The organism is Streptomyces sp. CLCI03, assembly GCF_053615355.1.
The window spans coordinates 3,888,585-3,910,343 of sequence record NZ_CM132132.1; the positions used below are offsets into that span (position 1 = coordinate 3,888,585).

A 21,759-nucleotide genomic window follows, 5' to 3' on the forward strand; every position below is an offset into this window, starting at 1 on the left:
GGCTAGTTGTCGCTGTCGCCGTTGCTGTCGTCGTCGCCGTCGGTGGAGTCGATGTCCTGCTCCAGGCCGAGCTGCTCGACGAGCCACTTGTCGAACTCGATGGACGCGCGGACCCAGCTGACCGTGGAGGACACGAAGTGCTCCAGGTTGACGCCGGTGCCGATCAGCATCTGCGCCTCACCGATCAGACGGACCGAGCCGTCGTCGTGCGTGTGGCTGTAGACCTTCGGCCACAGGGTGCGGCGGTTCCAGTCGTCGATCGATTCGAGAAGCTGCGGCTTCTCGTCGATCTTGTGCGGACGGTCGTAGAAGGTCCGCACCGAGAAGACCTGCTGCTCGTCCTCGCCGCGGAACATGAAGTACGTGCGGAACTCCTCCCACGGCGCCGCGAGGTCACCCTCGTCGTCGACGACGTACTTGAGCTCCATCTGCTCCAGCAGCTGCTTGACCAGATCCTGGTCGGGGACGACGGGGCCCGCCGGTCCTGTGGCCTGCGGATCGGGCTGCTGCCCTCCGAAGTTCGGAATCGAGGCCGGGTCGATGCTCACCGTGTTTTCCCTTCGTGCGGATACCTGCATCCTCCCCCATCGCGCCCACCTTGTGTCCAGCCCCGGCGGCTACGATCCGCTCGCAGCGGACAGAGGATCCGCCTGGCGGAGGGGGCGGGCATGAACAGGCTTGCGAAGGTCGGCGTGGGGGCGGGCGTGGCGGCGGGGCTCCTCTTCGTCCCGGGATCACCCCTAGGGATCCTCGCCTTCTTCTTCGGGGACCCCTACGGCGACGAGAAGCACGCGTACGACTACGACGTGTCCGTCCCCGCCGACAGGTCGTCGCTGGCCGCGATGCGGTGCACCGACGCCCTGGCCTTCGCCCACGCGCGGCCGCCGGCGGCGGGCCTCGACGCGGACTGCCGCACCAGCCCCGTACCCGGGCACACCAGGATCGTCGCCACGTTCCGGATGGAACGCACCGCTGCCCGCGACTGGCTCAAGGCCACGTACCCGATGGCAGAGCCGGACAACGTGTGCGGGCTGTCCGACTGCGGCGAGGAGCGGTGGTCGGCGCAGGACTCCCCCACGACCGCGAGGTACGTGAGGTTCGGAGTCGTGCGGCTCGCGGACGGGACCGATCGGGTGGAGATCCTGGCCTCGGCGCCGACGCGTCAGTAGCGCGGCGGCGCCGGGGAGCCGGACCAGACCGGACCGGACCTTGACGACAGGGCCTCAGAGCGCCTTGCCGACCAGCAGGTCCTCGCCCGCCACGTCGACCCGTACGGTGTCTCCGTCCCGGACCTCGCCGGAGAGGATCTCCTTCGCCAGGCGGTCGCCGATCGCCGTCTGGATCAGGCGGCGCAGCGGCCGGGCGCCGTACGCCGGGTCGTTGCCCTTGTCGGCCAGCCAGGCCAGGGCCTCCGGCGTGACGTCCAGGGTCAGCCGGCGGTCGGCCAGGCGCCGGGCCAGGCGGCCGATCTGGAGCTCCGCGATGTGCGCGAGCTCGTCCTGGGTCAGCGCCGAGAAGACCACCAGGTCGTCCAGGCGGTTGAGGAACTCCGGCTTGAAGGAGGCCCGCACCACGTCCAGGACCTGCTGCTTCTTCTGCTCCGGCAGGGTCAGCGGATCCACCAGGAACTGGCTGCCCAGGTTCGAGGTCAGGATCAGGATGGCGTTGCGGAAGTCCACGGTCCGGCCTTGGCCGTCCGTGAGCCGGCCGTCGTCCAGGACCTGCAGCAGGACGTCGAAGACCTCGGGGTGGGCCTTCTCCACCTCGTCCAGGAGCACCACGCTGTACGGTCGCCGGCGCACGGCCTCGGTGAGCTGGCCGCCCTCCTCGTAGCCGACGTAGCCGGGCGGGGCGCCGACGAGCCGGGCCACGCTGTGCTTCTCGCCGTACTCCGACATGTCGATGCGGACCATGGCCCGCTCGTCGTCGAAGAGGAAGTCGGCGAGGGCCTTGGCCAGCTCCGTCTTGCCCACGCCCGTCGGGCCGAGGAAGAGGAAGGAGCCGGTGGGACGGTCCGGGTCGGCGATACCGGCCCGGGTGCGGCGTACGGCGTCCGAGACGGCCCGTACGGCTTCGCCCTGGCCGATCAGCCGGCGGCCCAGCTCGTCCTCCATCCGGAGCAGCTTCTGGGTCTCGCCCTCCAGCAGCCGGCCGGCCGGAATGCCGGTCCAGGCGCCCACCACGTCGGCGATGTCGTCGGGACCGACCTCGTCCTTGACCATGGAGTCCTTGGAGCTTCCGGTCTTGGAGGCCTCCGCCTCCTCCTCCGTGGCCTCGGCCAGCTCGCGCTCCAGGGTCGGGATCTCCCCGTAGAGCAGCTTGGACGCGGTGTCGAAGTCGCCGTCGCGCTGGGCACGCTCGGCCTGGCCGCGCAGGTCGTCCAGGCGCTCCTTGAGCTCACCGACCCGGTTGAGGGACTGCTTCTCCTTCTCCCAGCGGGCGGTCAGTCCGCGCAGCTCCTCCTCCCGGTCCGCGAGGTCCTTGCGGATCTTCTCCAGGCGCTCGATGGAGGCCGGGTCGGACTCGTTCTTCAGGGCCAGCTCCTCCATCCGCAGGCGGTCCACGGAGCGCTGGAGCTCGTCGATCTCCAGCGGGGAGGAGTCGATCTCCATGCGCAGCCGGGACGCGGCCTCGTCGACGAGGTCGATGGCCTTGTCGGGGAGGAAGCGGGAGGTGATGTACCGGTCGGAGAGGGTCGCGGCGGCCACCAGTGCGCTGTCGTTGATGACGACCTTGTGGTGGGCCTCGTAGCGGCCCTTGAGCCCGCGCAGGATCGCGATCGTGTCCTCGACGGACGGCTCGGCGACCAGCACCTGCTGGAAGCGCCGCTCCAGCGCCGGGTCCTTCTCGATCCGCTCGCGGTACTCGTCGAGGGTGGTCGCGCCGACCATCCGCAGCTCGCCGCGGGCCAGCATGGGCTTGAGCATGTTGCCCGCGTCCATGGCGGAGTCGCCGCCGGCGCCCGCGCCGACGACGGTGTGCAGCTCGTCGATGAAGGTGATGATCTGGCCGTCGCTGGACTTGATCTCCGCGAGAACGGTCTTCAGCCGCTCCTCGAACTCGCCGCGGTACTTGGCGCCGGCGACCATCGCGCCGAGGTCCAGGGAGACGAGCCGCTTGTTCTTCAGGGACTCGGGGACGTCGCCCTTGACGATGCGCTGGGCCAGGCCCTCGACGACGGCGGTCTTGCCGACGCCGGGCTCGCCGATGAGCACCGGGTTGTTCTTCGTACGGCGCGAGAGCACCTGCACGACGCGCCGGATCTCCTGGTCACGGCCGATGACCGGGTCGAGCTTGCCCTCACGCGCGGCTGCCGTGAAGTCGGTGCCGAACTTCTCCAGGGCCTTGTACTGGCCCTCGGGATCGGGGGTGGTCACCCGCCGTCCTCCTCGTGCGTTCTCGAAGGCGTCGAGCAGCTTCTTCGCCGTCGCGCCCTGGGTGGAAAGGACCTCGCCGGCCGCGCCGCCCTTGGCGGCGACGGCGATGAGGAGGTGTTCGGTGGAGAGGTAGTCGTCGCCGAGCTTGCCGGCCTCCGCGTCCGCCTCGGCGAGTACGGCGAGCAGTTCGCGGGTGGGCTGCGGGGGCGCGACCGTGGAGCCGGTGACGCTGGGCAGGGCGGCGAGCAGCCGCTCGGCTCCGGTCCGCACGGCGGCCTGGTCGGCGTCGGTGGCGACCAGCAGGTCGACGACGTTCTCGTTGTCCTCACCGGCGAGCAGGGCCAGCAGGAGGTGCGCGGGAGTCAGATCCGCGTGGCCGTCCTTGACGGCCCTGCTGGTGGCCGCGTTCAGCGCGTCCCGGCTCTTGTTGGTCAGCTCGGCGTCCACGGTGTCCTCTCCTCTCCCCAAGGGGTAGCTCCGACAACAACACTGACAATGTCAGCGTATGCAAAGTTGAGTCTATTCCACTCAAGGCAGATGAGGCCACGATCGGGCCGTACCCTTCGGGCCATGTCCCATGACGTACTCAACCCGACGCCCGAGTACCTCGCCTTCTGGCGGGAGCGGCACGTCTGCACCCTGACCACCCCGCGCCCCGACGGCACGCCCCACGTGGTGCCGGTGGGGGTGACGTACGACCCGGAGGCCGGCCTGGCCCGGGTGATCAGCAACCGGCACAGCAAGAAGGTGCGCAACATCCTGGCGGCGCAGGAAGCGCAGGCCGGGAAGCCGGGCGAGGTGGGCGCGCGGGTCGCGGTCTGCCAGATGGAGGGGCGCCGCTGGGCCACGCTGGAGGGCCGTGCGGTGATCCGCACGGACGAGGCGTCGGTCGCCGACGCGGTGGCGCGCTACGCGGAGCGCTACGGGCGCACGCCGTCACCCAATCCCGACCGGGTCGTCATGGAGATCACCTTGGACCGGGCCATGGGGCGCGCGTAAGCCGTTGATTCTTCATCTTGTCCGGTTCAGGCACTGGACGTGGACATCACAACGGCGCCATCGTGGTCAGGTCCACGATGGCGCCGTTGTGTGGGGGTAGCGCCTGAGCGATCTGGAACGACGGGGGAATCGCGTCAGGCACTGCGGGGGGTGGCGGTGGTGATATCGGGTTCGAAGAGCTGGTGGTCCCGCTGATCGAGATTGACGAAGACCATTCCGTAGCGCACCTCGCAGCGGACGGGCTGCGGCGCGCCCCGCGGGCGGCGCAGGCACCGGTAGGCACGTACGTCCTCGTCCTCCTCGCGCACGACGACGATCGGTTGGCCGAACAGGGTGACCATCAACGAGTCGCCCGGGTGGGGGATGGCCGTGGCGAGATCGATGAACTGCCAGCCCGACCGGTAGGCCGAGGCCATCTCGCGGCGGAAGCCGCGGTCGTCGGGGGTCACGCGGACACCGTCACAGGGGCGTCGGTCCAACCCGTATCGCCGTTCCCGCCCAGCTGGTGGCTGGTCCAGCCGGTGTCCGCGTACTTACCCGCGGGCGCCGTGGTCCAGCCCGTGTCGTCCGTGCTCGTCAGGCTCGTGCCCTGACCGTCCCTAGCGCTCCCCGCGTCACTTTCGACGGCGCTGACTGCCCCAAAAACCGCAACGGCGGAGAAAACTATGGCAAGCACCGAGCGAAGCATTCTCTTGTACATGGTCGGCTTCGTCCTCACTTGATGGAATCCTCTCCCCCGCGTGACAGACGATGGCTCATTCAGGCACGTCAATGCCACAGGGACGATGCATCATGTTCTTGCATGTTCAGGACCCTGGGGGGTGGAGATTTGACGCGAAACGAGACAATGGCGACACATCCCCACCCTGTGACGTCCATGTGTGCCGAGGGGACGCGGCTCTACGCGACCGCGTTGAGCACCGGCCGGATCGCCCGGGGCGAGATCCAGAACGCCCCCTGCCTGCTTGAATTCGCTCTTCTGCAGCCCGACCCGGATGACGCGAACCAGCTCCGTCCGGTTCCGCCGGCCGTCGCTTTGGCTCAACGGCTCCATCCGATTGAACGCGAGATCCAGGACCGCCGACGCAGCGCTGTAGATCTCACCGACACTTTCGAGCCTTTCCTCGCCATCAGCGCACAGAGCCCGGCCAACACGCACGCCATCACGGTGCTGGAGGGCTTCGAACAGATCAACGCCGCCCTGAACCTCGCGACGGCCGAATGTCACACCGAGGTGCTGACGGTCCAGCCCGGCGGCGCCCGGCCCTCCCTGGCCCTCACCCAGGCCCTGGAACGCGACCAGCCGCTGATCGACCGCGGGGTCAGCATACGGACCTTGTACCAACACACGGCGCGGCACAGCCAGGGCACGCTGGCCTACGTGGAGCGGATCTCGACGGGCAAGGTGGAGATCCGCACCCTCGAAGAGCTGATAGAGCGGCTGATCATCTTCGACCGCACGGTCGCCTTCATCCCGGTGAGCGACGACCGCCGGGTCGCCCTGGAACTGCGCCACCCGGGCCTGGTCGACTACCTCATCAAGGTCTTCGAGCAGCTGTGGCACCGGGCCGTGCCGCTCCAGGAGGAAGTGACGTACCGCAGCACCCCCGGCGGGATCTCCGGCGTGCAGCGGACCATCGCCCAGCTCCTGATCGAGGGCCACGTCGACGAGGCCATCGCGCGCCGCCTCGGCATGAACGTCCGCACCTGCCGGGCGCACATCGCCAAGCTCGCCACCACCCTCGGCAGCGGCAGCCGCGCCCAGCTCGGCTACCTCATCGCCCAGGCGGGCATCCTGGGCCGGCCCTCGGGCCCCGACCAGGACGCCGACGGACATCCGGACCACGAGCCGGACCCGGAAGGCCTCTGAGGGCCCTGAGGGCTTCCAGGACTCCGCGGGCGGCCCGAGGGGCGCGCGGTCCGCGAGGACTCCGAAAGCCCGCAGGCCCCGCCCTGGGAGGGGCGGGGCCTGCGGGTGTGCGGGACGGGACCGGGAAGCCGGTCAGTCCATCGGGCGCTTGGGGCTGGGCCGCCAGACGACCAGGGCACTGCCCGGCTGCGGGGGCTGGTACGGGACCAGGTCGCGCCGGTACGAGGCGTGCACCTGGGCCTCGCGGGCCTGCAGCGTGGCCGCAGCCCCGTCCACGGCCGCGGCGAGCTCGGCCACGCGCTGCTGGAGCGCGGCGACCTGGTTCTCCAGTTCGATGATGCGCTTGATGCCCGCCAGGTTGATGCCCTCGTCCTGCGACAACGCCTGCACCGTACGGAGCAGTTCGATGTCACGGGCCGAGTAGCGCCGGCCGCGGCCGGCCGTACGGTCCGGGGAGACCAGGCCGAGACGGTCGTACTGGCGGAGGGTCTGTGGATGCAGACCGGAGAGCTGGGCGGCCACCGAGATCACATAGACCGGGGTCTCGTCGGTGAGTTGGTAGGCACCACTTCCCAGACGGGAGGACTGTCGTCGGCGGCCGTCCATGTCATGCTCCCTTCGCGGACTCGAACAGCGCGGAGCGCGGGTCCTGCGACTCCGTCGCCTCGCGGTACATCTCCAGGGCCTCGCGGGCCTTGTCGGACAGCTCGGTCGGGACCGCGACCTCCACCGTGACCAGCAGGTCGCCGCGGGTGCCGTCCTTGCGGACCGCTCCCTTGCCGCGGGCCCGCATGGTGCGCCCGTTGGGGGTCCCCGGCGGCAGCTTCAGCGTCACCGAGGGGCCGTTCAACGTCGGGACCTTGATGTCGGCCCCCAGCGCCGCCTCCGCGAACGTCACGGGCACGGTCACCGTCAGGTTGTCGTCCTTGCGGCCGAACACCGGGTGGGAACCGACGTGCACGACCACGTAGAGGTCACCGCCGGGACCGCCGCGCTCGCCGGGAGCGCCCTTGCCGCGCAGCCGGATCCGCTGGCCGTCGGAGACGCCCGCCGGGATCCGGACCTGCATCGTGCGGGAGCTACGGGCACGCCCGCTGCCCTTGCAGACCTCGCAGGGGGTCTCCGCGATCAGGCCGCGGCCCTTGCAGTCCGCACACGGGTCGGTGAGCGAGAAGCCACCGCCGCTGCCCCGCGAGACCTGGCCGGTGCCGACACAGGTCGGGCACACCCGGGGGGTGCCGTTCTTGTCGCCGGTGCCCGAACAGGCCTTGCAGGGAGCCTGCGAGGACATCCGGAGCGGGACCGTGGCCCCGTCCACCGCCTCCGTGAAGGAGAGGGTGACCTCCGACTCGATGTCCTGGCCGCGGCGCGGCTGGGTACGGGTGCCCGTACCCGGGCCGGCGCCGCGGTTGAAGAGGCCGCCGAAGACGTCACCGAGGCCGCCGCCGAAGCCGCCGGCCTGGCCGGCGGCTTGCTGCTGACCCCCGAAGAGGTCGCCGAGGTCGAAGTTGAACGAGCCGCCGCCGCCCGGCCCGGGGCGGAAGCCACCGTTGCCGAACAGGGCGCGCGCCTCGTCGTACTCCTTGCGCTTCTTGGCGTCGCCGAGGATGTCGTTCGCCTCGGAGATCTCCTTGAAGCGCTCCTCGGCGGAGGCGTCGCCCTTGTTGGCGTCCGGGTGGTACTCGCGTGCGAGCTTCCGGTACGCCTTCTTGATCTCGGCCTCGGTGGCGTCCTTCGGGACACCGAGGACCTTGTAGTAGTCCTTCTCGACGAAGTCCTTCGTGCTCATCCCCGGTGTCCCTCCTCCCGTGCTTCTACGTGTGGTGCATCAGCCCTTGTCGGGGGCATCCGCGTCCAAGCCGTCCGGCGCTTCGCCCTCCGCGGACTCGGACTTGGTGGCCGCGCCCGGCTGGGGCTCGGCCACCGCGACCCGTGCGGGACGGATCGTACGCTCGCCGATGCGGTACCCCGGCTGAAGGATCGCCACGCAGGTGTCCTCCGTGATGTCCGGCGCGTACGAGTGCATCAGGGCCTCGTGGATCGTCGGGTCGAAGGGCTCACCCTCCTTGCCGAACTGCTGCAGGCCCATCTTCGCGGCGACGGTCTCCAGCGATTCGGCCACCGACTTGAAGCCGCCGACCAGCTCGCCATGCTCCCGCGCCCGGCCGATGTCGTCCAGGGTCGGGAGCAGTTCCGTCAGGAGGGACGCGACCGCGATCTCCTTGACGGTGATCCGGTCCCGCTCCACCCGGCGGCGGTAGTTCTGGTACTCGGCCTGGAGCCGCTGGAGGTCCGCGGTGCGCTCGGAGAGCGCGGTACGGGCCTGGTCCAGCTGCGCCAGCAGCGCCACGTCCTGGCTCGCGTCCCCGGCCGGGGCCGCCGCCTCCTCCTTGGCGGAGTCGGCGGCCTTCGGCTCGGCGTCGTTCTGACCGGCGTCGGGGACTTCGGGCTTCTCGTCGAAGCCCGGGGTCTCCTCCGACATCAGGCAGCGCCACCCTTCGGCTTCTCGTCGTCGACGATCTCGGCGTCGACCACGTCGTCGTCGGCCTTGGCCTGGCCCGCGTCACCGGCGCCACCGGCGGCCTGGGCGGCCTGCGCGTCGGCGTAGATGGCCTGGCCGAGCTTCTGGCTGACCGCGGCGAGCTTCTCCGTCGCGGTGCGGATCTCGGCCGTGTCCTCGCCCTTGAGCGATTCCTTCAGCTCGGCGACGGCGGACTCGACCTCGGTCTTGACGTCGGCCGGGACCTTGTCCTCGTTGTCCTTGACGAACTTCTCCGTCTGGTAGACGAGCTGCTCGCCCTGGTTGCGGGACTCGGCCGCCTCCTTGCGGCGCAGGTCCTCGTCCGCGTACTGCTCCGCCTCCTGGCGCATGCGGTCGACCTCGTCCTTGCCGAGCGAGGAGCCGCCGGTGACGGTCATCTTCTGCTCCTTGCCCGTGCCGAGGTCCTTGGCCGTGACGTGCATGATGCCGTTCGCGTCGATGTCGAAGGAGACCTCGATCTGCGGGACGCCACGCGGGGCCGGGGGCAGGCCCGTCAGCTCGAACATGCCGAGCTTCTTGTTGTACGCCGCGATCTCGCGCTCGCCCTGGTAGACCTGGATCTGCACGGACGGCTGGTTGTCCTCGGCCGTCGTGAAGATCTCGGACCGCTTGGTCGGGATCGTGGTGTTGCGCTCGATGAGCTTGGTCATGATGCCGCCCTTGGTCTCGATACCGAGGGACAGCGGGGTCACGTCGAGGAGCAGGACGTCCTTGACCTCACCCTTGAGCACACCGGCCTGGAGGGTGGCGCCGATGGCGACGACCTCGTCCGGGTTGACGCCCTTGTTGGCGTCCTGACCGCCGGTGAGCTCCTTGACGAGCTCGGCGACGGCCGGCATGCGGGTGGAGCCGCCGACCAGGACCACGTGGTCGATCTCGGACAGCGCGATGCCGGCGTCCTTGATGACGTTGTGGAACGGGGTCTTGCAGCGGTCGAGCAGGTCCGCGGTCAGCTGCTGGAACTGGGCGCGCGTGAGCTTCTCGTCCAGGTGCAGCGGGCCCTCGGCGGAAGCCGTGATGTAGGGCAGGTTGATCGTGGTCTCCGTGGAGGAGGACAGCTCGATCTTCGCCTTCTCGGCGGCCTCGCGCAGACGCTGGAGCGCCATCTTGTCCTTGGAGAGGTCCACGCCGTGACCGTTGGCGAACTGCTTCACCAGGTAGTCGACGACGCGCTGGTCCCAGTCGTCACCACCGAGGTGGTTGTCACCGTTGGTGGCCTTCACCTCGACGACGCCGTCGCCGATCTCCAGGAGCGACACGTCGAAGGTGCCGCCACCGAGGTCGAAGACCAGAATGGTCTGGTCGTCCTTGTCGAGGCCGTAGGCCAGGGCGGCGGCCGTCGGCTCGTTGACAATACGCAGGACGTTCAGGCCCGCGATCTCGCCGGCCTCCTTCGTCGCCTGACGCTCGGAGTCGTTGAAGTAGGCCGGGACGGTGATGACCGCGTCCGTGACCTTCTCACCCAGGTACGCCTCGGCGTCGCGCTTCAGCTTCTGCAGGATGAAGGCGCTCATCTGCTGCGGGTTGAAGTCCTTGCCATCCAGGTTGATCTTCCAGTCAGTGCCCATGTGGCGCTTGACGGAGCGGATGGTCCGGTCCACGTTCGTGACCGCCTGGCGCTTGGCCACCTCGCCGACGAGGACCTCGCCGTTCTTGGCGAAGGCGACGACGGACGGCGTGGTCCTGGCGCCCTCGGCGTTGGTGATGACGGTGGGCTCGCCGCCTTCCAGAACGCTGACGACGGAGTTAGTGGTGCCCAGGTCGATGCCGACCGCACGTGCCATTTCAATTCCTCCAGCTGACTTGAGTGGAACAGACTCAACCATGCCGCATCGCGACGCTTGCGTCAACAGAGCTGAGTCGAGTCGGCTCAACCTTTAGGTCGCGCTTACGCGCAACCCTGGGGCCTTGGGCACGGCCCACCCCCGGGGACCCCGCCCCGATCCGGCAACGGAGGGGCGGCCGAACGGGTCACCGTGGCCGCGCGCCACCGCAACACCGCCGAAGGCATGCGGCAGCGTGCTGGCATGCCCCTCACACTCACCGCCCCGCGGGTACGGACCCCCGCCGTCCCACCGGCGAAGCGGGTGTTCGACCTGGTCGGGGCGGTGGTGCTGCTCGCAGCGCTCGGCCTGCCGCTCATGGCGATCACCGGGCTGCTGTACGTGACCCTGGGCGGCCGCCCGTTCGCGCGCGAGGTCGCGGCGGGCCTGGGCGGCAGGCCCTTCCGCACCTGGCGGCTGCGCACCGACGACGGCGCCGGCCGGATCGGCGCGGCACTGGACCGCTGCGCCCTCGACGGCCTCCCGCAACTGCTGAACGTGATCCGCGGCGAGATGTCGCTGGTCGGGCCGCGACCGCAGGCCCGTACCGACCGCCCCGAACGACTGCTCGTACGCCCCGGAATGACCGGATTGTGGCAGGTCAGCGCGCGTTCGGACCTCCCCTGGGAGGAGATGGACCTGCTCGACCGGCATTATGTGGAGAACCACTGGCTCGGGATGGACCTCGCGATCCTGGCGCAGAGCCCGCGTGCGGCGTACCGGCAAAGGGTCGCCTGAGCGACACAGATCACCGCACGCTCGGCTACATTGCGGCGTCGGGAATGGGTAACCTCAAGCCTTGACTTCATAAGTTACCGCTTAGTAAGTGCCGCCCGAGGAGCCCTTCCATGCAACTCGCCGCGATCATCGTGTCGCTGGTCCTGACCGTGGTCGGCGTCGCGCTGCTCGCACGAGCCGTGGCGCAGATCTACCGCTTCGTGAAGCTCGGCCAGCCCGTGCCGGCAGGCAGCCGCACGGATGACCCGAAGGCCCGAACGCTCACCCTCGTCCGTGAGTTCCTCGGCCACAGCCGGATGAACCGCTGGGGCATCGTCGGCTTCGCGCACTGGTTCGTCGCGATCGGCTTCCTGACGTTGCCGCCGACCCTGGCGCAGGCCTACGGCCAGCTCTTCGAGGCAGACTGGGTGCTGCCGATCGTCGGCGGCTTCCTGCCGTTCGAGCTCTACATCGAGTTCATCGGCCTGATGACGGTCCTCGGCATCGTGGTCCTGATGGCCATCCGACTGCTCAGCCTGCCCTCCCGGGCCGGCCGCAAGTCCCGCTTCACCGGCTCGAAGGCCTGGCAGGCGTACTTCGTCGAGTACATCATCCTGACCATCGGCCTCGCGATCCTGTGCCTGCGCGGTCTTGAGGGCGCCATCCACCACGTGGACAGCTACGAGCCGGCGTACTTCGTCTCGTACCCGCTGGTCCTGGCCTTCGAGGGGCTCTCGACCAGCGCGCTGCAGAACGCCATCTACTTCACCGCGATGATCAAGATCGGCACCTCGCTGATCTGGATGATCGTGGTCTCGCTCAACACCAACATGGGTGTCGCCTGGCACCGCTTCCTCGGCTTCCCGAACATCTGGTTCAAGCGGAACGCGGACGGCGCCACGGCGCTCGGCGCCCTGCAGCCGATGACCTCGGGCGGCAAGGAGATCGACTTCGAGGACCCGGGCGAGGACGACTCCTTCGGTGTCTCCCAGGTCGAGCAGTTCTCCTGGAAGGGCATCCTCGACTTCTCCACGTGTACGGAGTGCGGTCGCTGCCAGTCGCAGTGCCCGGCCTGGAACACGGGCAAGCCGCTGTCCCCGAAGCTGCTCATCATGTCGCTGCGCGACCACGCGCACGCCAAGGCCCCGTACCTGCTGGCCGGTGGCGGCAAGGACATGGAGGGCAACGAGAAGGCCACGGCGGAGCAGCTCGCCGGTGTCCCGGCCGCCGCTCTCGCGGAGGCCGAGCGCCCGCTGATCGGCACCGCCGAGGAGAACGGCGTCATCGACCCGGACGTGCTGTGGTCCTGCACCACCTGTGGTGCGTGCGTGGAGCAGTGCCCGGTCGACATCGAGCACATCGACCACATCGTCGACATGCGCCGCTACCAGGTGATGATCGAGAGCGCGTTCCCGTCGGAGGCGGGCACGATGCTCAAGAACCTGGAGAAGAAGGGCAACCCCTGGGGCCTGGCGAAGAAGCAGCGCGTCGAGTGGACCAAGGAGGTGGACTTCGAGGTCCCGATCATCGGGAAGGACGCGGAGGACCTCTCCGAGTTCGACTACCTCTACTGGGTCGGCTGCGCCGGCGCCCTGGAGGACCGGGCCAAGAAGACCACGAAGGCCTTCGCGGAGCTTCTGAACATCGCGGGCGTCAAGTTCGCGATCATGGGCGGCGACGAGAAGTGCACCGGTGACTCGCCGCGCCGCCTGGGCAACGAGCCGCTGTTCCAGCAGCTGGGCCAGGAGAACGTCGCCATGCTGAACATGGCGTTCGGCGAGGACGACGACGACCCGTCGACGAAGAAGCCGAAGTCGGCGAAGCGGATCGTCTCCACCTGCCCGCACTGCTTCAACACCATCGCGAACGAGTACCCGCAGCTGGGCGGCGAGTACGAGGTCATCCACCACACGCAGCTGCTGCAGCACCTGATCGACGAGGGCCGTCTCACGCCGGTCACGCCGGTCGACGGCCTGATCACGTACCACGACCCGTGCTACCTGGGTCGGCACAACAAGGTCTACACGCCGCCGCGCGAGATCATGTCGGCCGTCCCGGGCCTGCGCCAGCAGGAGATGCACCGCCACAAGGAGCGGGGCTTCTGCTGTGGCGCCGGTGGCGCGCGGATGTGGATGGAGGAGCGGATCGGCAAGCGCATCAACAACGAGCGCGTCGACGAGGCCCTGTCCCTGAACCCCGACATCGTCTCCACCGCCTGCCCCTTCTGCCTCGTGATGCTCACCGACTCGGTGAACGGCAAGAAGAACGACGGCCAGGCGAAGGAACACGTCCAGGTCGTCGACGTGGCGCAGCTGCTGCTCGACTCCGTGAAGGCCCCGGGTCCGACGGAGGAGGAGCTGGCCGCACTGGCGGCGGAGGCCGAGGCGGCAGCCGCGGCCGAGGCGGAGGCGGCTGCCGCGAAGGCGGCGGCGGAGGCGGCTGCCGCGAAGGCGGCGGCGGAGGCGGAAGCCAAGGCGAAGGCGGCGGCGGAAGCCGAGGCGAAGGCCAAGGCGGATGCGGAGGCCAAGGCGAAGGCCGAGGCCGAGGCCGAAGCAAAGGCGGAGGCCGAGGCGAAGGCTGCGGCAGAAACCGAGGCGGAAGCCGAGCCCCAGGCGGAGGCCAAGCCGGAAGCGGCGGCCGAGGTCGAGGCGGAGGCAGCGGCCAAGCCGGAAGCCGAGGCGGAGGCCAAGCCCGAAGCCCAGGCGAAGCCCGAGCCCGACGTTGAGGTCAAGCCGGAGGCCGAGCCGGAGACCAAGCCCGAGGCCGAGACCAAGTAAGAAGTAGGCCGCAGGACGCAGGACGGAGCACGCAGGACACCCGCAGTACCGGAACGGCCGGTCCCCCACCCGGGGGACCGGCCGTTCCGTCGTACGGGCGGGGAGCCGAGGGAAGGGCCTCAGCCCTGGTGGCTCAGCGCGGTGAAGCCCAGCCCGGCCGCGCCGCCCGCCGCCGTGCCGCCGCCCGAGGCGACCAGCACCGGACGGCCGACCCCCGTCGGGTCCACCGTGTACTTCTCGATCAGCTTGCCGTCGAAGTCGTAGACCCAGCTGTTCCCGCCGCCCTTGCCGTCGATGACGACGAACTTCACGTGCTTGCCGTCGCGGACGAGCTTGTACGTCCAGCCGTCGTGCTGAACGCTCGGACGTCGCAGGTCGATCGTGGCGAGGGAGTGGCCCTTCGACGTGGAGAGCTCGACGCGCTTGCCGTTCGGGCCGTCCACGAGCTTGGCGATCCGCCCGTCGGTCATGGTGATCCGCACGGAGCTCTCCTTCCTGATCTCCTTCTCGGAGGCGGGCTTCGGCTGCGGCTTCGGCTTCGACGCGCCGTCCATCCAGGAGGTGACCGTGCCGTTCGGCCGGAGCACGACGTGCAGGCCGTCGTTCTGCCCGTACGACGCCGCCTCACCCTTGCTGACCAGCCTGTCCAGCTTCGTGGAGCCGGCGAAGAGGTCCGCCTCGAAGTGGCTGTCGCCGATCTTGTAGACCTTGGCGACGGACCCGTCCGCCAGCTTCACGGTGGTGACGTACGCGCGGACGCTCGCGGCCGGCCCGGTCGACGACGCGGCCGACGGGGCGGCCGGCGAGTGCGCGAAGGCGGAGCCGACGGGGACGGCCAGGGCGGTGGCGACCGCGCCGGCTACGACGGCGGCGCTGCGAAGGGTGGTTCGGCGAGTGATGCGCATGTGAGGGCTCTTCTCGTGTCTCGTGCTCGTACTCGTGCTCGTACTCGTTCGTGCTCGTTCGTGTGCGTTCGTCCTGCCTGGCAGCGACGAGTACGAAGCTACGGACCCGATATGTGGGCAACCCATCGAGAATGTAACGAAGAGCCGCAGAACACACCACAAGCCCGTAAATCGGGCGTGCAGCGGGGTCGCACACAGGGTGAGGACAGCCCCTCCGGGATCCCCTAAGGGATGTCACAGGTCAGCCGCAAAGGGTGGCTGTTCCGGCTGCCCGTCCACCGATGCTCGCCGGACCAGGTACGTTCGATCACGTGGCTGGATTCAGGATCGGACGCGGCAGGGACAACAACCGCTCTCCGCAACAACCCCCGCAGCAGCAGCAGTCGTACGGTCAGCAGCAACCGCCGCCGTACGGCCGCCCGCCCTACCCTCCCGTCGGCGGCCCGCCACCGCAGCAGCAGTGGCCGCAGCCGGGCCCGGGAGGTCACGGTGAGCCGGAGTACTTCGACCCGTACGGGCAGCAGCAGCCGCACGCGCAGCAGCCCCCGTACGGCCACGGAGGCCAGGGAGGCCACGGGGGTGGCGGGGGCTACAACGACAACCCGGGGCACACCCAGGTCTTCGCCGTCGGCGAGGACCCGTACGGCCAGGGCGCGACCTACCAGGCGGGTGCGGCCGCGGCGGCGCCGTCCGGACCGCGACTGCCGTGGAAGGAACTGCTCCGCGGCATCGTGACGCGGCCCGGGCAGACCTTCCTCCAGATGCGCGACTACGCGGTCTGGGGTCCGGCGCTGATCGTGACCTTCCTCTACGGGCTGCTCGCGGTCTTCGGGCTCGACGACGCCCGCGAGGACGTCATCAAGGCGACCGTGCCGAAGGCCATCCCGATCGTCCTGTCCGCCGGTGTGGCCTTCGTCATCTGCGGCCTGATCCTGGGCGCGGTCACGCACACGCTGGCCCGCCAGCTGGGCGGCGACGGCTCGTGGCAGCCGACGGTGGGCCTGTCGATGCTGGTCATGTCCATCACGGACGCGCCGCGCCTGCTGTTCGCCGTGTTCCTCGGCGGCGACAACATGGTCGTCCAGGTGCTCGGCTGGGCCACCTGGGTGGCGGCCGGTGCCCTGTTCACCTCGCTGGTGAGCAAGTCGCACGACCTGCCGTGGCCGAAGGCCCTGGGCGCGTCCGCGATCCAGCTGGTCGCCCTGCTGTCGATCATCAAGCTGGGCACGATCTAGCCCACCCCCGCACCTGGCACCTCGCAGACGAAAGGGCCCGCCGCGCACGGTGCGCGGCGGGCCCTCTGCGTGGTGCTGTCGTCCGCCCGTCAGGCGTCGAGGACCTGGCCCTCACGCTTGACGACGGGCGGCTCGACCGACCACGGGAAGTTGATCCACTCGTCGGTCTTCTTCCACACGTACTCGCACTTCACGAGGGAGTGGGACTTCTCGTAGATGACGGCGGAGCGCACCTCGGCGACATGGCCCAGGCAGAAGTCGTGGACGAGCTTCAGCGTCTTGCCGGTGTCGGCCACGTCATCGGCGATGAGGACCTTCTTGTCGGTGAAGTCGATCGCCTCGGGCACGGGTGCCAGCATGACCGGCATCTCCAGCGTGGTCCCGACGCCGGTGTAGAACTCCACGTTCACCAGGTGGATGTTCTTGCAGTCGAGCGCGTACGCCAGGCCGCCGGCGACGAACACCCCGCCGCGGGCGATGCTCAGGATGATGTCGGGCTCGTAGCCGTCGTCGGCGATCGTCTGCGCCAGCTCGCGGACGGCGCGCCCGAAGCCGTCGTAGGTCAGGTTCTCGCGTACGTCGCTCATGCCTCGTGCCTCACCTGGGTGCGGTGGAAGTTCTGGAAGGAGCGCGAGGCGGTCGGCCCGCGCTGCCCCTGGTACCTGGACCCGTAGCGCTCACTGCCGTACGGGAACTCGGCGGGCGAGCTGAGCCGGAACATGCACAACTGCCCGATCTTCATGCCCGGCCAGAGCTTGATCGGCAGGGTGGCGAGGTTCGACAGCTCCAGGGTCACGTGCCCCGAGAACCCGGGGTCGATGAACCCGGCGGTCGAATGCGTCACCAGGCCGAGGCGGCCCAGGCTGGACTTCCCCTCCAGTCTGGAGGCGATGTCGTCGGGGAGCGAGATGACCTCGTACGTCGAGGCGAGCACGAACTCACCGGGGTGGAGGATGAACGCCTCGTCACCCTCCGGCTCGACCATGCGCGTCAGGTCCGGCTGCTCGATCGCCGGATCGATGTGGGCGTAGCGGTGGTTCTCGAACACCCGGAAAAACCGGTCGAGACGTACATCGATGCTGGAGGGCTGCACCATCGATTCCTCGAACGGGTCGATGCGAACCCGTCCGCTGTCGATCTCGGCCCGGATGTCTTTGTCAGAGAGAAGCACGTCCCGAGGATACGCAGAGCGCGCGGGCCACCCCCAATCGGAGCGGCGCCCCGCGCGCCCGCCCGGCGACTACCGCTTCACGCCGCCCACGGGCACCGCCTGCCGCAACCGCGCGCACCGCGGACACCGCAGCAGCCGCCCGGGCCCGATCCGGCCGGCACCGAGGTGCTGCAGCGGGAAGGAGGCGGTACTGAAAACGTGCCCTTCGGCACAACGGACGACGGTGTGCTCCATCGAGTCCCTTTCCCCAACGAGCCGTACTGCGACGAATCGCCACATTAGGGGATGATCGGCACCCACTCCAGCCGCCGCTCCGCACCACACGTTACGCCCCAACTCCCGCACCCACACGTCCCGGTGTACGCCACACACGGCAACGACCCCGCGGTGAATTCACCGGGGGTCGATCATGAGGTAGAGTGAGCAAAGCCAGGGATCCAGGCAACTGGCCCGCTGTGCGGATGTAGTTTAATGGTAGAACATGAGCTTCCCAAGCTTATAGCGCGGGTTCGATTCCCGTCATCCGCTCTTGAACGAAGGCCCAGGTCACCGACCTGGGCCTTCGTCGTTGTCTAGACCTCTCACCCCTCGCCGTGCCCTCCACGTGCCCCAACTGGCGGAAATCCCCTGCTCGGAGGGGCAGCCGCGCACCACTTGCACCACACGGGCCCCGCCGATCTCGGATCGCGAGACGCATTCTCGATGACCGCGTCACATGACTGCACCCGCCGCGTGAATTCGCTTCCCCAAAGAGGCGGTTGGCCGAAAGGGCCAGGCGGCGGACCCGCGACGGGACTACCTAGTACCGCGTCAGGCAACGTTCGCCCCCTTGACGAGGGTGGACTGCTACCGCACGCAGGAGCCGTCCGGCGTCATGTCCGGGGAACCCATCCCGAAGGAGTACAGGAGGGTCAGCACACAGGCCGCCACGAACAGGGCCACCCATTTGATCTCGGGTTCGGTCTGATCCGGTAGCACCGCCACCAAGATGGTCTGGAAAAGCCCGAGCAGTAGGGTCATGCCGATCCAGGCGAACGGCATGATCATCACAAATCCCGTACGGGTCGGCGCGTCCATGCCGTGCGCACAGCCCGCCCACCTTTGCGATGCCAGAGCGGTTCCCATCACAGTGCCCGCCACGGCGAGCAGCGGCCCCGTCACGAACCACCCCAAGCCGGGCTCCTTGCCCTCCCTCGATGCAGTCATCTGTGCCTGGCCTCTCCCTTTCGATCTCACGTACCGGAGCACACACGCCCCCGAACCCCTGCCCGGTTCCCGCGCCGAGAGCGCCATCCCGCTGCCCTTGGCCGCATTTCAGGCCGTCTCAACGAACATGTCGAACTGCATCGCTGAGCACACCGGAGCTAGTGCCGCATCAGACAACCTCCGCCCCGTGCGTCGTACCGATGAGGCGGGGTGGAAGATGGCCCCGTGAGCTTCGATCTTGCGGTTCTGGCGATGGACGAATCAGCCGACGCTGCGGCGGCGCGTGCGATGTTCGATCGGCACCTCCGACCACCACGACGAGGGTGAGTTGGATGAGCGAGTGGTCGGGTTCTATGAGCAGCTGCGCTCGCTGTTCCCAGACCGCCCCCCCTTCGCCGCAGAGTCGCCGTGGATGTCGACGCCGCTGACGATCGGTATCGACCCCGTGATCATGAATCTGAGCTTCTCGTCGCGGAGCGACGCGGCAATCAAGGCGATCGAGGAGCTTGTCAGCGGAGTTCCGCCTGGTCATCTGGGATCCGCAGTCCCAGGACGCACATCTGCTGGGGCCTGATTGACGAGGCGCTCTGCTCGATTCAGGCGATGTTCGCCCTGCTGACGACGCTGCGGAGGCGCTCATCCTGGGCGTGCTTGTTCCGCCAGATGATGTAGCGGCGGATCATGCTGCCCTGCTCCCTGTGGCTGGCGTGGTCGGTGCCGTCGAGGGCGAAGTAGCGCAGGGCGGTGAACTGGGCCTCGATCCGGTTAAGCCAGGAGCTGTTGGTCGGGGTGTAGGCGATCTCGACGTTGTTCGCCTCGGCCCAGGTCCCGACCCGTTGGCACCGCTTGGTGGTCAGGTGGGGCGAGTAGTTGTCGCAGACGATCGCGATGCGCAAGTCCATCGGGTGCAGCGAGCGCAGGTAGCGGCAGAACTCCAGGAACTTCGAGCGGTTCTTCGTCTTCTTGATGTGCCCGTAGAGCTGGTCCTTGGCCAGGTCGTAGGCGGAGAACAGGTTCCGGACGCCGTGCGGGCGGTTGTAGGTCGCTCGCCTGCGGGGGCGGTGTCGCGGTCGGGGTCCTTGTGCCGGCCGCCGCGTTCGGCCCACTGCCGTCCGGGGTGGGGCTGGAGGTTGAGGGGGCCGAACTCGTCCATGCAGAAGATGACTCCGGGCCCGCCTTCGTCGGGTATGACCTCGCCGTCGGCGATCGCGTAGAGGTGCTGGACCCGGGCCTTCTTGGCCGCGTGGTCGGGGTCGCGGGAGGTCTTCCAGGTCTTCAGGCGTTGAAAGGAGACGCCTTCCTCGCGGAGCAGGATGCGCAGGCCCTCGTGGCTGATGTCGTCGACCACCCCCTCGGCGACCAGGAAGTCGGCCAGTTTCGCCAGGCTCCAGGTCGAGAACGGCAGGCCGTGCTCGACCGGCTTGGACTTGGCGGTCTTCTTGATCTCACGGCGCTCGGGAAGGGTGAACGTCCTGGGCCGACCGCCTTTGTACTTCGGATGGAGCGACTCGAAGCTGTCGGCGTTGAAGTTGTGGATCACATCGCGGACCCGGTCCACGCTGGTGAACGTCACCTCAGCGATCTTCGCCACCGGCATCCCCTGCGCTGACAGCAGCACCATCTGGGCGTCTGGCGCCGCCCGGCGTAGCAACCGGGCGACATGTCAGGACGGGGCGAACGTTGCTTGATCCGGCACTAGTCCTCTTTCCCCGCCAACACGCGATCGGCGGCGTAGTGCGGGCAGGAAGGGACATGCCACGTCACCGTCACCCGGCGCCGGTCGGCGGCGATGGTGCGAGCCTGCCCAGTGGCCGGGCAGGCTGAACAGTGCGGGCACCGGACGGTTTCGAACTTCAACTCAGCCATCACCTGCGCCACCTTCCCCACCAATGGTGCTCGCGACGAGAGTGCCACGCCTCGCAGCGGGACAGTCTCGGAGAAAGCTGCACACCGGAGCTCGGGGGCGGCTCATGGTCCGGCCGTGCCAGTGAGATGGCCACTGGGATCACGATGCGGCTGACCATTTCGCCAGGAGGTTCCCGCAGGTGCCGGTGCATGAAGACAGTGACCCTGCGCAGGGCACTCCGGCAGAGCAGCCGGGCACGGATGACCCTGCCGTTCACGTGCGGACCACGGCCGGCCCATCATTCCTTACCGCTGAGGCGGCCGCCTCCGTCGAGGCCATCGTGCGGGCTGTACACGATGGCGATGATGTTCGCATCCGGATCCTTTTGGCAGCCTTGGTCAACGTCGCCGACACCGAGGTTCTCCTCCACCTGCGAGAGCGGCTTCGCGAACGACCGCAGTGATGGTCGGGCGCTGCGGAACAGACGTGCAGCGGTGCGGGGCCGGGTCGCTGCCGCCTTGCCGTGGGCACCCCCGAGACCGTCATGGAGTACCTGCGAGCTGCGGATCCCTTCGGGAGGGCGCTGCGGACCCACCCCGCAGGCTCACGTTTCCTGGACTGCACGTCGCGGCTGACGGACGCCCTTGCTCACGAAACGCTGCACTCGGGGGAATCAATATCTATCCCCGCGGTCAGAGAGTTTAATGGACCTCGCAGGGAGAGTTTTTCCGCACCGCACACGATGGAGATATTCAACGCCCACAAGCCGCTTCAGCATGCTACTGTCGATCTCGGTTGCAGTTGTGGTACCCAAAAAACTTCAAGCACTCCAGTCGGCCTCCGGGCCACATTCGAGTGCTTCATATTTCCGGGTCATTTTCCGGCGGGGCATCATCGCGGCGACACGGTGTCCGTCCAGTGCGGATGCTGGTGTACTGCCCCAAAGGAGATATGACATGGCATCTGGCACCGTGAAGTGGTTCAACGCAGCCAAGGGTTTCGGCTTTATCGGGCAGGACGGTGGCGGCGACGACGTCTTCGCCCACTTCTCGAACATCGCCTCCTCCGGCTTCCGCGAGCTGGTGGAAGGACAGAAGGTCAACTTCGACATCGCGCAGGGCCAGAAGGGCCCGACGGCCGAGAACATCGTTCCCGCCTGACGCTGACGCGCATTTCGTAGCTGGGGCCCGCATCCCTCGGGGTGCGGGCCCCAGCTGCAAGCATCTCCCGCAGTGGGTTCACCTGCGTGACGAGGTATTCAGGGTTAAAGCCCGCTCGGCGATTCACCCCC

The 21,759-nt window shown here is 68.6% G+C and carries 19 protein-coding genes, 1 tRNA gene and 2 pseudogenes; 9 read left to right on the top strand and 13 right to left on the bottom strand.

All coding sequences use genetic code 11. From position 1 onward, the window contains the following. Window positions 1-2 precede the first annotated feature (2 nt). The gene (locus ACWG52_RS17855; RefSeq protein ID WP_389803860.1) at window positions 3-548 is read right to left on the bottom strand and encodes a type III secretion system chaperone family protein; all 546 of its coding nucleotides are present in this window, start codon (window positions 546-548) and stop codon (window positions 3-5) included. Window positions 549-668: 120 nt separating this feature from the next. Between ACWG52_RS17855 and ACWG52_RS17860 the strand changes: the two genes are divergently transcribed. Then, entirely contained in the window at window positions 669-1,169 is a 501-nt protein-coding gene (locus tag ACWG52_RS17860) for a hypothetical protein (RefSeq protein ID WP_389803863.1), read from the top strand. 54 nt (window positions 1,170-1,223) lie between these two features. Here ACWG52_RS17860 and clpB read toward each other — a convergent pair whose 3' ends face one another. Next, complete coding sequence (clpB, locus tag ACWG52_RS17865) at window positions 1,224-3,824, bottom strand: ATP-dependent chaperone ClpB (protein ID WP_390139534.1); 2,601 nt, start codon at window positions 3,822-3,824, stop codon at window positions 1,224-1,226. Window positions 3,825-3,947: 123 nt separating this feature from the next. On the opposite strand from clpB, the gene ACWG52_RS17870 reads away from it, so the two are divergent. Continuing rightward, window positions 3,948-4,376: a pyridoxamine 5'-phosphate oxidase family protein gene (locus tag ACWG52_RS17870; protein WP_389803869.1), complete on the top strand. Its 429-nt coding sequence runs from the start codon at window positions 3,948-3,950 to the stop codon at window positions 4,374-4,376. Window positions 4,377-4,510: 134 nt separating this feature from the next. On the opposite strand, the gene ACWG52_RS17875 is transcribed toward ACWG52_RS17870, so the two are convergent. Then, a complete protein-coding gene (locus ACWG52_RS17875; RefSeq protein ID WP_051762453.1) occupies window positions 4,511-4,792 on the bottom strand; it encodes a Rieske (2Fe-2S) protein in 282 nt (93 codons plus the stop codon). 386 nt (window positions 4,793-5,178) lie between these two features. On the opposite strand from ACWG52_RS17875, the gene ACWG52_RS17880 reads away from it, so the two are divergent. Continuing rightward, the gene (locus ACWG52_RS17880) at window positions 5,179-6,246 is read left to right on the top strand and encodes a hypothetical protein (protein WP_051762316.1); all 1,068 of its coding nucleotides are present in this window, start codon (window positions 5,179-5,181) and stop codon (window positions 6,244-6,246) included. Window positions 6,247-6,378: 132 nt separating this feature from the next. Here ACWG52_RS17880 and ACWG52_RS17885 read toward each other — a convergent pair whose 3' ends face one another. Genes ACWG52_RS17885 through dnaK form a run of 4 tightly spaced genes read right to left on the bottom strand, consistent with a single transcriptional unit; the run spans window position 6,379 to window position 10,572 of the window. Continuing rightward, window positions 6,379-6,852, bottom strand: coding sequence for a heat shock protein transcriptional repressor HspR (locus ACWG52_RS17885; protein WP_030755701.1), 474 nt, complete (start codon window positions 6,850-6,852; stop codon window positions 6,379-6,381). Between the two features lies 1 nt (window position 6,853). Further along, complete coding sequence (dnaJ, locus tag ACWG52_RS17890) at window positions 6,854-8,035, bottom strand: molecular chaperone DnaJ (protein WP_453128994.1); 1,182 nt, start codon at window positions 8,033-8,035, stop codon at window positions 6,854-6,856. A gap of 39 nt (window positions 8,036-8,074) precedes the next feature. Further along, window positions 8,075-8,728, bottom strand: coding sequence for a nucleotide exchange factor GrpE (gene grpE, locus ACWG52_RS17895; protein ID WP_389803874.1), 654 nt, complete (start codon window positions 8,726-8,728; stop codon window positions 8,075-8,077). Then, window positions 8,728-10,572 carry a molecular chaperone DnaK gene (dnaK, locus tag ACWG52_RS17900; protein WP_030726592.1) on the bottom strand — a complete coding sequence of 615 codons (1,845 nt, stop codon included), beginning with the start codon at window positions 10,570-10,572 and terminating at the stop codon, window positions 8,728-8,730. The genes grpE and dnaK overlap by 1 nt, the downstream gene beginning before the upstream one ends. A 243-nt stretch (window positions 10,573-10,815) precedes the next feature. Here dnaK and ACWG52_RS17905 point away from each other — a divergent pair, with 243 nt between their 5' ends. Next, window positions 10,816-11,349: a sugar transferase gene (locus ACWG52_RS17905; protein ID WP_389803878.1), complete on the top strand. Its 534-nt coding sequence runs from the start codon at window positions 10,816-10,818 to the stop codon at window positions 11,347-11,349. A gap of 110 nt (window positions 11,350-11,459) precedes the next feature. Then, window positions 11,460-13,721: pseudogene (locus ACWG52_RS17910) on the top strand (heterodisulfide reductase-related iron-sulfur binding cluster); the annotation flags it as partial. 503 nt (window positions 13,722-14,224) lie between these two features. Here ACWG52_RS17910 and ACWG52_RS17915 read toward each other — a convergent pair. Continuing rightward, window positions 14,225-15,010: a hypothetical protein gene (locus tag ACWG52_RS17915; protein ID WP_389803884.1), complete on the bottom strand. Its 786-nt coding sequence runs from the start codon at window positions 15,008-15,010 to the stop codon at window positions 14,225-14,227. Window positions 15,011-15,321: 311 nt separating this feature from the next. Here ACWG52_RS17915 and ACWG52_RS17920 point away from each other — a divergent pair, with 311 nt between their 5' ends. After that, window positions 15,322-16,245: a Yip1 family protein gene (locus ACWG52_RS17920; protein WP_389803887.1), complete on the top strand. Its 924-nt coding sequence runs from the start codon at window positions 15,322-15,324 to the stop codon at window positions 16,243-16,245. A gap of 89 nt (window positions 16,246-16,334) precedes the next feature. Here ACWG52_RS17920 and ACWG52_RS17925 read toward each other — a convergent pair whose 3' ends face one another. Both ACWG52_RS17925 and dcd read right to left on the bottom strand, forming a co-directional pair. After that, window positions 16,335-16,832, bottom strand: a complete 498-nt coding sequence (locus ACWG52_RS17925; RefSeq protein WP_030726602.1) for a phosphoribosyltransferase — start codon at window positions 16,830-16,832, stop codon at window positions 16,335-16,337. Then, a complete protein-coding gene (gene dcd, locus ACWG52_RS17930; RefSeq protein ID WP_030726605.1) occupies window positions 16,829-17,416 on the bottom strand; it encodes a dCTP deaminase in 588 nt (195 codons plus the stop codon). The genes ACWG52_RS17925 and dcd overlap by 4 nt, the downstream gene beginning before the upstream one ends. A 457-nt stretch (window positions 17,417-17,873) precedes the next feature. Here dcd and ACWG52_RS17935 point away from each other — a divergent pair. Next, window positions 17,874-17,944 (top strand) — tRNA-Gly (locus ACWG52_RS17935). 318 nt (window positions 17,945-18,262) lie between these two features. Here ACWG52_RS17935 and ACWG52_RS17940 read toward each other — a convergent pair. Beyond that, complete coding sequence (locus tag ACWG52_RS17940; RefSeq protein ID WP_389803890.1) at window positions 18,263-18,589, bottom strand: hypothetical protein; 327 nt, start codon at window positions 18,587-18,589, stop codon at window positions 18,263-18,265. Between the two features lie 271 nt (window positions 18,590-18,860). Between ACWG52_RS17940 and ACWG52_RS17945 the strand changes: the two genes are divergently transcribed. Further along, complete coding sequence (locus ACWG52_RS17945; protein ID WP_389803893.1) at window positions 18,861-19,196, top strand: hypothetical protein; 336 nt, start codon at window positions 18,861-18,863, stop codon at window positions 19,194-19,196. 22 nt (window positions 19,197-19,218) lie between these two features. Here ACWG52_RS17945 and ACWG52_RS17950 read toward each other — a convergent pair. Together ACWG52_RS17950 and ACWG52_RS17955 are read right to left on the bottom strand one after the other, a co-directional pair. Next, window positions 19,219-20,249: pseudogene (locus tag ACWG52_RS17950) on the bottom strand (IS630 family transposase); the annotation flags it as partial. Between the two features lie 517 nt (window positions 20,250-20,766). After that, window positions 20,767-20,898, bottom strand: a complete 132-nt coding sequence (locus ACWG52_RS17955) for a hypothetical protein (protein ID WP_266594573.1) — start codon at window positions 20,896-20,898, stop codon at window positions 20,767-20,769. 526 nt (window positions 20,899-21,424) lie between these two features. Between ACWG52_RS17955 and ACWG52_RS17960 the strand changes: the two genes are divergently transcribed. Continuing rightward, window positions 21,425-21,628 (top strand): cold-shock protein, encoded by a 204-nt coding sequence (locus tag ACWG52_RS17960; protein WP_389803899.1) that lies wholly within the window; start codon window positions 21,425-21,427, stop codon window positions 21,626-21,628. The last annotated feature ends 131 nt before the right edge of the window (window positions 21,629-21,759 follow it).